The following is a 9,815-nucleotide window of genomic DNA, read 5'->3' on the forward strand; positions in this document are numbered from 1 at the left end:
TTTCCCATTCGAGGGGAAAACCTGATAATAGCGTATCTGATAATGCTCATCTTTTTTACAAGAAAGTGAGGATTTATGGAAAATAATTTAAAAAATCAACATTATAAAAATATGAGTATAAAGCCTCAAATGGAAATATTAACATTTGAAGCGGAAAGCGTCGCCTATACCGTCTGCCAACATTACGGGCTTGACACGTCGGACTATTCTTTCGGCTATGTCGCCGGGTGGAGCAGCGGGCGGGAGCTGTCCGAGCTGAAAAGCTCCCTTGAAACGATACGCAGCGCAGCCGCCGAGATTATCAATTCCATAGACGCGAATTTTGCGGAGCTGCAAAAGGCACAGGACAAGGAGCAGACCGCCGGACAGGAGCAGCCCACCAGAGAGGGACAAGAAGCCGCGCCACAGCCGGAAGCCCCGAAAAAAGCAGATACAGCCGGGAAAGAAAAGCCGGAAGCAGCCCCGAAAGAAGCCTTTACCCCGGAAACGATTTACAGAGTGCGCCGGAACCCTTACAGCGACAGCCGGGAAAACAGCCACCTCTTGCAAGCCTATGTGACACAGGAGAACGGGCGGGCGAAAATGGGCGACGTGCTTTATACGGGAACGCCGGAGAAATGCCGCGAGCTTATGGGGCAGCTCAAAAGCGGCGAGCTGACCGAGGGCGACGTAAAGCAGCTTTACGCAAAGGCACAGGAAACGGCGCAGACCACCGGACAGGACAAGGACACCTTTTCCATTTACCAGATAAAGGGCGGGGACGAAACAAGGGACTTCCGCTTTGAGCCTTACGACCGCCTGCAGGCGGCGGGAAATGTGGTTGATAAAGCGAACTATGAGCTTGTCTATTCCGCGCCCCTTGCGCCGGAAACTTCCCTTGAAGATATTTATACCCGCTTCAATATCGACCACCCAAAAGATTTTAAGGGACACAGCCTTTCCGTTTCGGACGTGGTAGTGCTTCATCAGAACGGACAGGACACCGCGCATTACGTTGACAGCGTAGGCTTCCGGCAAGTGCCGGAGTTTTTACAGGAGCAGAAGCAGCTTACCCCGGACGAGCTGACAACGGGCGAAACAATCCAGACACCGAGGGGGACTTTCCATGTGACCGCCATGAGCCGGGAGCAGATAGAAGCCGCCGGATATGGCTTTCACCACCAGTCGGACGACGGAAAGTATCTGATTATGGGGAACGGGACGCGGGCGTTTGCTGTTGCCGCAGAGCAGCCGGAAAAGGCAAACCCCTTGAAGCATATCGAGGACACCGTAGAGCAGAACGACAACAACTTTGACGGTATCATCAACAACACCCCTACCGTTGACGAACTGGAAGCAAAGGTTAAGGCGGGAGAAACAATTTCCCTTGTTGACCTGGCTAACGCGGTCAAAGCCGACAAAGAGCGCGGCAAGGAAGCGAAGCCGGAAAAGAAGCCCTCTATCCGGGCGCAGCTTAGGGCTGACAAGGAAAAGGCGCAGAAGAAAAACGCAAAGCAGAAATTACAGGATTTGGAAAGGAGCTGACCCATGCCGAAACAGAGTAAATTTGAGAACGTGGATTTGTTCGCTTCCCTCAATGCGGTTATGAAGCAGAACACAGGCTTTTACCAGAGCGACTTGGAGATTGACAAGGAGATTATCGCAAAGGCGGCGGCAAGCCCCCGCAAGGAGGACAAGACCCTTTTGTGGTTCTGCCGCCCGTCCGGGACGCATTGCTTCCGGGAGCGCGACGTTTTCCTCAAAGACACCGCGCCCCACAACACATGGCGTTTCTACATGGAGCAGACGAGCGACCGCGTCCTTGCCTATGCAATCGAGCTAACGGGGACGGAGCGCGGGAAAATCAAGGGCAATCTGTACGAACTGGACTACGCTAAACATTATGAGCGCGTCAAGGAAAAGGAGCTGCCCGCCGATACGGTGAAGCTGATTTATGAGCATGGGGAACGGGAGATACCCGCCGGACAGTTTTTCAACGGCAATCCCGATTATGAGCTTGGAAAGTTTGAACGCTTTGAAGCCGTACCCAACGACCCGGACGCGCTGCAATCGCTCTTACAGGAAGAACGGCGCAGCCGGGAGCAGCTTCCGCCGGGGGATTTCAAGGCGCATATCGCCGCATTGCGGGACGGGCTGATTGAAACGGAAGCGCGGCGCATTGTACGGGAAATGAAGCGGCACGACACGCCGAACAGCCCCAACAAGACCCATTTCATGGTAGAGCTTTCCCCGGCGTTCATGCAGCTTGCAGCCACAAAGGACACTGACCGCCTTTTCTCCATGCTGCCCTACAAGACCCTTGCCTTTTCCAAAATCGAGGGCAGACATGGGACGTATGCGCTGATTGACAAGGGGGAGAACCGGGACAGGAAGATAAGGAAGCCCCGCCCCTCTATCCGGGCGCAGCTTAAAGCAGACAAGGCAAAGACCGCCCCGAAAAAGGCGGCGGCAAAAACAAAAAATCACGATATGGAGGTATGAGCATGATTAGACTGACTGTTGAAGAAACAAACCTTTTGAGCATTTACAACGAGGGCGGCAAGCGGGCTTTGATTGAGAATGTCAACGCCGCGCTGCCCTACATGGACGCGGATATGCGGGAGCTTGCAAAGCGCACCCTTTCCAAAGTGGACGCTTTGACCGAAGCGGAATTTGCAGAGCTTCCCATTTACGCCGCTGATGAAGTATGAACGGGGTTAAGCGGCTGACGCCGCCCCAGAGCCGGAAAGTCAACGCCCTTGTGCGCCGGACGTGCTGCAATTATGATAACGGGAACTGTATCTTACTGGACGACGGGGACGAGTGCGTTTGTCCGCAGCTCATTTCCTATTCGCTTCTCTGCAAGTGGTTCCGGGCTGCGGTGCTTCCCGCCGACAGGCTACTCTATGCGGAGCTTTACCAGACAGGGGACAAGAAGAAGTGTACCGAGTGCGGCGCGTTCTTTGCGTCAACCTCTAACAGTGTCAAATACTGCCCCGTCTGCCGGAAGCGTATCACCCGCAGACAAGCTGCCGAGCGCATGAGGAAAAGACGCACCCCTGTTACGCAGTAGGTGCGGAAAATCCCTTGATTTACAGGGCTTTCCGGGCGTGAAAATCGGATAGGCGATACTTTATACCTTTACCCCCGAAAATGGCGTTCTACTGCGTAACATTCACGAAAACAGCACCCATAAAAAGACAGGGCGCGGAAGTCATATACTGGCTTCCGCGCCCTGTTCTTTTTTTGCCTATCTGACATTTCCCTTTTCCATTTCTTCAAGCGGGAACTGCGGGAGGGCTTCTATCAGCTTCTTTGTGATAGACTGGCGCATATCTTCGTTGATTTCCTGTTTCGTGCTTCCGTCTGGCTGTCTGACCGCTACCGTCGATAGCCTGTCGATTTCGTCCTTGTAGCAATCCACGACTTTCTCCACCGCCCATTTCTCCCCGGCAACGGCGGCGCGTATGGTTTCATATTCCGGCATTTTCTGGTTTTCCATGCTCAACGCTCCTCTGCTTTTTGATAGCCCTATCATAGCACAGCGGCGGGGATTTTGCTATCCTTATCCGCGTTCTGTTTCCTTTTCCCGTTCCGGCTGTCTGTCTGCCTGTAAAATGCTGTCAATGTTCTGCTTGATAATATCATATTCCCGGACTTTCTTTTTCAATTTTCCATAGTCGGCGTAAAGGGCTTCTTTCTGCGCTTGGAGGGCTTCATACTCCGATTGCAGCGCGGCGAGGTTCGGGAGCTTCGCAATGCCCGCCGCTTTCAGTGACCTTACGGCGGCTTCATGGAGGATAATTGCCTGTTCCTGTCCGGCGCGGTACTTCTCCCTGTTCCTTGCCTTGCGGTATGCGTCATAGACAGGCTTTGTCTTTTGATAGGTGGAAACATTCTTGATAAGCACCGCCATTTCCGCAAGCCGCTTTTCGGCGTTCTTCAATGCGTCTGCCGCCTGTCCGCTTTCCGCTGCCATTTCCTCAATCCGGCTGACTAAATCCGCGTACTGCTCAATCTTATGTTCCGTCAAGAAATTCATTGTTTTAGCTGCCTGTTTCAGATTGTGGATTTTCGCCCACTGTTCATAGCCCTTACTCTGCGCTGCCTTGATACTGTTCTCAATGTCGATAAGCAGCGACACGCCGCGCTGCTCTCTGGGAGCTTTCGCCACCTTTGTCCGTCTGCCCGCTATCCGTTCCCTTACGGCTTCCTCTGTATAGTCTGCGCCGAGGGTTTTAAGGCGGGTGAAGCGTTCCTGTCCGGGGGCGCGGCATGATACATATTTCCCCGGCTTTATCTCATAGCCCGCCGCCTGTAACCGCGTTAGCAATTCCTCAAAACTGGAAACTTGGGGGATAAGCGCGTCAACAGTGGTTTTCAGCTTGCCTTTCCAACTTGTACCCGTCTTTTCTGCCTGGTACTCCGCATAGCTCTTTCCCTTGCTGCCCTTGCCGGGGACGACAACGGACAAGCCATTTTCCCGGCACAGCTTGTCGCTCATGTTCCGTATGCCGTAATAGCTCCTTTTGTTGGAATTGTATTTATGGTGGTCTACAAAGTTCACCGCGCAAAAAATGATATGGTTATGGACGTGTCCTTTGTCAATGTGCGTCGTGAGTACATACTCATGCTGCCCCTTTGTTACCGCGTCGGCAAGCTGCTTTCCGATTTCATGGGCTTTCTGATAATCGACTTCCCCCGGCTCAAAGGACTGTATCAGATGAAAGGCTAAATTGTTCCCCTTTTGGAGTGCTTGCGACAGGGTATATTCAAACTCAATATCTGCCGTTTCATAGGAGCAACCGAAAGAGGACACAAGCATTTTCCCGTCCGTCTTGTCCGGGTTTTCGATATAGTCAAGGGCTTTGCTTAGAGTGCTTTTAATAGGCTTAATCTTTGTAACCGCCATATCTCCGCAAGCACCCCCTTTATTTCCTCTATGTCCTCTTGGTATGCGTTCCCCGTCGCGTTTACGCGGCGTGCTATCTGGTTGACGTTGACACCGATTTTCTGTATCTCTGCGGTCATAGCCTTTATATCGGCGTGGTCTATCTGAATGATATACCCGTCAATGGCAATCTTCCGCAGATACGCCGCCATGTTCCGGGTGGGTACGAGCTTCATTTTTTCCAGTATTAAATCCCGTTCCGCTTCCGTCACTCTGAATTTGATTTGCACTGTCCTTTTGCGTCCGTCCATGTGTTCGCTCCTTTCCTTTCCGTTCCGAGGGTTTGGGACACTTCCCAACAAGCAATTTTCAACCGACGCGCCGCAGCGCGGGAGGGCGAAAATACGGAAGTGGTACCCGCTTCCTATGCTTGCTACGAATGTTTTTATCCTTTAGGCTCTTATCACCTACTACGGAGAAAAAGCGATTTTGCCAAACTTACGCAAAAGAAAAACGCTGCAACCTCAAAAAAGATTACAACGCTTTCTAAATCCTGTTCAGTTTTAAGTCGGACATTCCTATTCGCCCTCTTTTTCGACTTCGGAAATCTCCTTTGCCGTTGCGGTTACAATCCGTATGCCTGTATCGCTCATACCGTCAAGAAGCGCGTCAAGCTGCCGCCGCTGCGTGTTCTTCTCCGGCGGCGTTTCTAAAAGGAATTGGTCTACGGATATATGGTAACGCTGTATCAGCTCAAAGAATATCTGTAAACTTGGGTGCTGCCCCTTGTTCTCAATGTTCGCAAGGTAGCGCGGCGAGATAAACATTTCGTCGCCTACTTTCTTGCGGCTCTCCTTGCATCCCTCACGCGCTGCCTTTATCGCTGCCCCAAAAGCCTTAAAGTCGTATCGTGGTACTGGTCTTTTTGCCATAGTTATTCACCCTATTACATTTTACTGTTCCCCTTTCTTCTTGGATATGTCTACGTAGTTCTATCAGTTAGCCAAAATAATTCATATATATATATGTTGACAACAAGCTGCTTTTGTATATAATATTATATAAAAGGGGGGGAATGTTTATGTTACATAGCATGCGTATTCGATAAGCATTGAAATCAAAAAAGATTTTTCCCATTTTCAATATGGGCTTTTTTGTCATGCTTATTTTGCGTATGCTATACAACAAAACTAACGACGTATAGACATAGTATAAAAACTATGCCTTAATTTTGTTGTAGTATTATATGTATAAATGCAGGTCAATGCTCATGTTGAGAATTGACCTGCATTTTTTTGCGCAAAAGGAGAAATATTATGCTTGAAAAATATTGGATAAAATGTCCAATTTGTAACGGAAAGACGAGGGTTCAAGTATTTTATAATACGGTATTAAGAAATTTTCCTCTTTTCTGCCCTAAATGTAAATTAACGCATATCGTTGATGTTGAAAAACTAGAAATCATAATCAAAAACTCTGAAAAACAAACTTTTTAATTTTGAAAAGGAAGGATATTTAAATGAAACACTTACCTAAAAGTACACCTACGGAAATATTGAATGACCCATACGGATTTACTTACAAAGAAATGTCGGAAGTAATTGGAGAGGATAAAGCAAGAGCCTTATATACGGAATTGTATAAACAGCCATTTCACAAAGAAAATCTATCAATATCAACAAAAAAAGTCTATAAAAGTAGCGATACTGAAAAGTATGTTTATGAATTGAAAGATAACAGGTATATTGAAACGGTTTTTATTAAACGGCGAGATGGTGGGACTGTTTGCGTAAGTACGCAAGTTGGTTGTTCTGTTGGCTGTATTTTTTGTGAGTCCGGACGCAATGGTTTTGTTCGTAATCTAACACCGTCTGAAATTGTGCAGCAGGTTGTATTGATACGTCAAAAAGTAAATCGTATCGTTTTTATGGGAATGGGAGAACCTTTATTCAATTACGACAACTTGATTGCAGCAATCCATATTCTTCGAGATAGAAATGGACTTAACTTTCCAACCGACGGCATTACCGTATCAACAGTTGGTCCAGTTAATCAATTAAAAAAATTGCGCGAAGAACATCTAAAAATTCAGTTGACAATATCTTTACATGCAGCAACACAGGCTGCGAGAAACTGTATCATTCCTCATATGCACATGTACGCTATTGAAGATGTTGTTAAGCAAGCATTGTCCTATTCTCAAAGGCATAATCGAAAAGTGGTATTTGCGTATTTGCTTTTACCAGGTATAAATGACCGTTCCTCAGATATAAGGCAACTTGCAAAATGGTTTAAGGGCAAAAATGTTATGATTAACGTGCTGCAATACAACCCGACGAGTAATTCAAAAATTAGAGCACCACAAAAACAAGAAATGGTTGCGTTCAAACATCAATTAGAGCAAACAGGACTTGAAGTTACCATGAGAGTTTCTCATGGTAGAGAGATTAAAGCAGCTTGTGGACAGTTAGCTAATACATATAATAAAGCCAAAAAACAACAGAAATAATTTAATTAAAAGAGCCAGACGCACAGACGCAGAGCCGATAATATGCAGTTTGAAATACTGCTGTTATCGGCTCTTTTTTGATTTTAATTTGTGCCCCTAATAACCATATTGGAGCAAAATCAGAACTGTTGCTTGTCGTTCTTTGATTTCCGCAGCAGCTTTGAAAAATCAAAGCCGCCGTTTCTTTTTATCTTCTAATGAAATGACGCGGTATCACTGTTGAAATCGGCGGCTAAAGGAGGTAGCCGCCATGAAGCAAAAAGCATTCCCTCAAGGTATTCCCCGAAATCGCTTGTCCAATGGTAAAACCGCCTGTTGGAATTAAAGTCTGCCCTGTCGTCAATACGGATTTGTTCGATGGTAGCTTCATCAACTCCATGTTCCCGCAACACTTTTTCCTCGGCTTCTTTCCAGATACGCCACTTCCTGTCCTCACGTCCGTTGTTATATGCCATTCTTTTTTCCTCCAATCAATCTGAATCTTTGAAAACATAAAAATCCAGATTGAAAGGCGGCGAACGACACTTAACACCAATAATAGTCCTGCGGCACTTTCCAACCAAAAACGACAAAAGAAAAACCGCAAAGGCTTTGTGACCTTTACGGTTATGGGAAATACTAATTCTGTTGTATGGAGATTGTACTTCTACCTTCATGGTGGGAAGTACCGTTGCACTGGCAGGGATTTTTTTAACTGGCTTCCCGCCATTCCCTGATGTGCTATGTATAAATAAACTTTGCTTTATATAAGCAGATGGGCAACCGCCCGAAAAAAGGAACATAAAAACCCTCCAAATTTAAAAACAAATTCAGAGGGTAATTTAGGGTATAACAAAATAACCCACCCGAATATCGTTTTTTTTATTTGGTGAGTTTGTTCTTTCAAATACGAAACAAAAAGAGCCGATGATTCGTGAATTGTTCCACAATTTCATCGGCTCTGCGTCTTAAGCGTCTGGCTCTTTGATGACAGTTATCTTCAAGTTGTCAACTTTAATCAATCTTTCTTGTCTGCATTTTGGACAATAAAGGGGATAATTCTTCAAAACAGTGTCCTTCCTAATTTTATTACGGGTTTTGCTCCCACAAACAGGACATAATATCCATTCGCATTTCATCATAATTAGCTTCTAATCCTTTCAAATCTCATTTTATACGACTTATGCAAGCTGTTAGGCTAACTTGTGGAACATATGCCGAACCTTATCTATACGGCTATTCGGGCGGCGGGGTTGGCAAATAAGTTTACCAGTAGCTGGCTGGTATCCTTTTAACTCTGTCAAGCAGACTCCCTGCCCATTTGTGAAATAAGTTAAATCGTTCCTGTATTCTTGAATACATCTGGCAGGGATTTCTCCTTTCAGAATGACCTCGTCATTCTTTATCTGGGTACTTACAATATCTGCACAATACCTTGGGGCATCATGATACGCCCGTGAGAGATATTCCTGCGGTGCATAAGTTTCAAAGTGGAGATATGGCTCTAATAGTTCTGTCCCTGCTTTTTTTAAAGCCTGCTCCAATACGATAGGGGAAAGCAGCCGAAAGTCTGCGGGGGTACTTACAGGACTATAATACAATCCATATTCAAAACAGATTTTACAGTCTGTCACTTTCCATCCATACAGCCCCTGCCCGCAGCCATAGAGAACCCCCTCCATAACCGCATTTTGGAACGATTGGTTTAAATATCCAAGTGAAACTCTGCTTTCATACTGCACTCCGCTTCCAATAGGGAGCGGCTCTATAGACAACCCGACAGAAGCCCAGAAAGGGTTTGGCGGGACTTCTATGTGGATGGTATATTCTGCTTTTCTAAGCGGTCTTTCCATATATATAACAGTAGGCTCTTTTATTTCTGCCTCCACATGATATTTTTCCTCAAGGATGGCACAAATGACTTCCATCTGCACTTTCCCCAAAAAAGAAAGTATAATCTCATGCGTTGTAGTATCCACATAATATTTTAAAAGAGGGTCGCCATCTGAAATTTCTGTAAGTGCCCCAAGCAATATTTCCCGCTGTTCAGATTTCTTTGCTGCAATCGTTGTTTGGAGCATAGGGAGAGGATTTTCAATAAATGTTCTCTGCGGCAACAGCATTTCGTTCCCCAAAATACTGTTTAGCTGCAAAACATCATTTGGTAAAATTACAATATCACCAGAGCAGGCTGTATCGGATGAACATAATTCACCGTTTGTCGGAACACACATCTCTGTGATTTTTATTTTCTCTTTTTCAGATATTCTAATAACATCCCTCAAATGCAATGTTCCGCTATATATACGCACGTAAACAAAACGCCGCCGTTTCTCCGAATATTCAATCTTAAAAACCTGCCCGCATAGTTCAGATTGACCTTCAGGCGTTGATGAATAAAACTTACTGGCAATCACTTCTATAAGCTGCCGAATCCCAAGATTGTTTTTAGCGCTT

The 9,815-nt window shown here is 46.3% G+C and carries 12 protein-coding genes and 2 pseudogenes; 6 read left to right on the forward strand and 8 right to left on the reverse strand.

Going from position 1 to position 9,815, the window contains the following annotated elements; all coding sequences use genetic code 11:
* Nucleotides 1-147: 147 nt before the first annotated feature.
* The 4 genes and pseudogenes from NE473_RS29490 to NE473_RS29505 all read left to right on the forward strand — a co-directional run.
* Nucleotides 148-1,524, forward strand: a pseudogene (locus tag NE473_RS29490) (YodL domain-containing protein); the annotation flags it as partial.
* Nucleotides 1,525-1,527: 3 nt separating this feature from the next.
* Nucleotides 1,528-2,481, forward strand: a complete 954-nt coding sequence (locus NE473_RS29495) for a hypothetical protein (RefSeq protein WP_002569180.1) — start codon at nt 1,528-1,530, stop codon at nt 2,479-2,481.
* The gene (locus NE473_RS29500) at nt 2,478-2,690 is read left to right on the forward strand and encodes a transposon-transfer assisting family protein (RefSeq protein ID WP_004607965.1); all 213 of its coding nucleotides are present in this window, start codon (nt 2,478-2,480) and stop codon (nt 2,688-2,690) included. The genes NE473_RS29495 and NE473_RS29500 overlap by 4 nt, the downstream gene beginning before the upstream one ends.
* Entirely contained in the window at nt 2,687-3,052 is a 366-nt protein-coding gene (locus NE473_RS29505) for a cysteine-rich VLP domain-containing protein (protein ID WP_002569182.1), read from the forward strand. Before NE473_RS29500 ends, NE473_RS29505 begins: the two co-directional genes overlap by 4 nt.
* A gap of 177 nt (nt 3,053-3,229) precedes the next feature.
* Here the strand turns inward: NE473_RS29505 and NE473_RS29510 are convergent, their stop codons facing one another.
* The 4 genes from NE473_RS29510 to NE473_RS29525 form a co-directional block, all read right to left on the reverse strand.
* Complete coding sequence (locus NE473_RS29510; protein WP_002569183.1) at nt 3,230-3,481, reverse strand: helix-turn-helix domain-containing protein; 252 nt, start codon at nt 3,479-3,481, stop codon at nt 3,230-3,232.
* A gap of 63 nt (nt 3,482-3,544) precedes the next feature.
* Nucleotides 3,545-4,891 (reverse strand): relaxase/mobilization nuclease domain-containing protein, encoded by a 1,347-nt coding sequence (locus tag NE473_RS29515; RefSeq protein ID WP_002569184.1) that lies wholly within the window; start codon nt 4,889-4,891, stop codon nt 3,545-3,547.
* Entirely contained in the window at nt 4,852-5,181 is a 330-nt protein-coding gene (locus NE473_RS29520) for a plasmid mobilization protein (RefSeq protein ID WP_002569185.1), read from the reverse strand. The genes NE473_RS29515 and NE473_RS29520 overlap by 40 nt, the downstream gene beginning before the upstream one ends.
* A gap of 267 nt (nt 5,182-5,448) precedes the next feature.
* Nucleotides 5,449-5,802 carry a helix-turn-helix transcriptional regulator gene (locus NE473_RS29525; protein WP_002569186.1) on the reverse strand — a complete coding sequence of 118 codons (354 nt, stop codon included), beginning with the start codon at nt 5,800-5,802 and terminating at the stop codon, nt 5,449-5,451.
* A gap of 384 nt (nt 5,803-6,186) precedes the next feature.
* On the opposite strand from NE473_RS29525, the gene NE473_RS29530 reads away from it, so the two are divergent.
* Both NE473_RS29530 and rlmN read left to right on the forward strand, forming a co-directional pair.
* Nucleotides 6,187-6,366 (forward strand): cysteine-rich KTR domain-containing protein, encoded by a 180-nt coding sequence (locus NE473_RS29530; RefSeq protein WP_002588768.1) that lies wholly within the window; start codon nt 6,187-6,189, stop codon nt 6,364-6,366.
* A 23-nt stretch (nt 6,367-6,389) separates the two neighbouring features.
* Nucleotides 6,390-7,379 carry a 23S rRNA (adenine(2503)-C(2))-methyltransferase RlmN gene (rlmN, locus tag NE473_RS29535; protein WP_002569187.1) on the forward strand — a complete coding sequence of 330 codons (990 nt, stop codon included), beginning with the start codon at nt 6,390-6,392 and terminating at the stop codon, nt 7,377-7,379.
* Nucleotides 7,380-7,642: 263 nt separating this feature from the next.
* Here the strand turns inward: rlmN and NE473_RS29540 are convergent.
* From NE473_RS29540 to tet(O), 4 genes and pseudogenes are all read right to left on the reverse strand, one after another.
* Nucleotides 7,643-7,834 (reverse strand): annotated as a pseudogene (locus tag NE473_RS29540) (RNA polymerase subunit sigma-70); the annotation flags it as partial.
* A 15-nt stretch (nt 7,835-7,849) separates the two neighbouring features.
* The gene (locus tag NE473_RS29545; protein WP_015535393.1) at nt 7,850-8,161 is read right to left on the reverse strand and encodes a hypothetical protein; all 312 of its coding nucleotides are present in this window, start codon (nt 8,159-8,161) and stop codon (nt 7,850-7,852) included.
* Between the two features lie 165 nt (nt 8,162-8,326).
* Nucleotides 8,327-8,500, reverse strand: a complete 174-nt coding sequence (locus NE473_RS29550; protein WP_071705139.1) for a cysteine-rich KTR domain-containing protein — start codon at nt 8,498-8,500, stop codon at nt 8,327-8,329.
* Between the two features lie 51 nt (nt 8,501-8,551).
* Nucleotides 8,552-9,815: tetracycline resistance ribosomal protection protein Tet(O) (tet(O), locus tag NE473_RS29555; RefSeq protein WP_256265513.1), on the reverse strand; the 1,264-nt coding region annotated here is incomplete at its 5' end.

Origin of the sequence: Hungatella sp. SL.1.14, from assembly GCF_024460495.1 — a bacterium.
In the GTDB taxonomy this organism is placed as follows: domain Bacteria; phylum Bacillota; class Clostridia; order Lachnospirales; family Lachnospiraceae; genus Hungatella; species Hungatella hathewayi.